The organism is Faecalibacterium sp. Marseille-P9590 (assembly GCF_017377665.1).
Taxonomy (GTDB): domain Bacteria; phylum Bacillota; class Clostridia; order Oscillospirales; family Ruminococcaceae; genus Faecalibacterium.
Window position 1 is genome coordinate 1 of the sequence record NZ_JAFREF010000024.1, and the last position, 1,272, is coordinate 1,272.

Genomic DNA, 1,272 nt, shown 5'->3' on the forward strand with positions numbered 1-1,272 from the left:
CGGTTAGACTACCGACTTCGGGTCCCCCCGGCTCTCATGGTGTGACGGGCGGTGTGTACAAGGCCCGGGAACGTATTCACCGTGGCATGCTGATCCACGATTACTAGCAATTCCGACTTCGTGCAGGCGAGTTGCAGCCTGCAGTCCGAACTGGGACGTTGTTTCTGAGTTTTGCTCCACCTCGCGGTCTTGCTTCTCTTTGTTTAACGCCATTGTAGTACGTGTGTAGCCCAAGTCATAAAGGGCATGATGATTTGACGTCATCCCCACCTTCCTCCGTTTTGTCAACGGCAGTCTGGCCAGAGTCCTCTTGCGTAGTAACTGACCATAAGGGTTGCGCTCGTTGCGGGACTTAACCCAACATCTCACGACACGAGCTGACGACAACCATGCACCACCTGTCTCCTTGCTCCGAAGAGAAATACTGTTTCCAGCATCGTCAAGGGATGTCAAGACTTGGTAAGGTTCTTCGCGTTGCGTCGAATTAAACCACATACTCCACTGCTTGTGCGGGCCCCCGTCAATTCCTTTGAGTTTCAACCTTGCGGTCGTACTCCCCAGGTGGATTACTTATTGTGTTAACTGCGGCACTGAAGGGGTCAATCCTCCAACACCTAGTAATCATCGTTTACGGTGTGGACTACCAGGGTATCTAATCCTGTTTGCTACCCACACTTTCGAGCCTCAGCGTCAGTTGGTGCCCAGTAGGCCGCCTTCGCCACTGGTGTTCCTCCCGATATCTACGCATTCCACCGCTACACCGGGAATTCCGCCTACCTCTGCACTACTCAAGAAAAACAGTTTTGAAAGCAGTTCATGGGTTGAGCCCATGGATTTCACTTCCAACTTGTTCTCCCGCCTGCGCTCCCTTTACACCCAGTAATTCCGGACAACGCTTGTGACCTACGTTTTACCGCGGCTGCTGGCACGTAGTTAGCCGTCACTTCCTTGTTGAGTACCGTCATTATCTTCCTCAACAACAGGAGTTTACAATCCGAAGACCTTCTTCCTCCACGCGGCGTCGCTGCATCAGGGTTTCCCCCATTGTGCAATATTCCCCACTGCTGCCTCCCGTAGGAGTCTGGGCCGTGTCTCAGTCCCAATGTGGCCGTTCAACCTCTCAGTCCGGCTACCGATCGTCGCCTTGGTGGGCCGTTACCTCACCAACTAGCTAATCGGACGCGAGGCCATCTCAAAGCGGATTGCTCCTTTTCCCTCTGCTCGATGCCGAGCCGTGGGCTTATGCGGTATTAGCAGTCGTTTCCAACTGTT

General features: G+C 53.5%; 1 rRNA gene. It reads right to left on the reverse strand.

Annotated elements, in window-relative coordinates:
- Positions 1-1,272: ribosomal RNA gene (locus J3349_RS13945) — 16S ribosomal RNA — on the reverse strand; the annotation flags it as partial.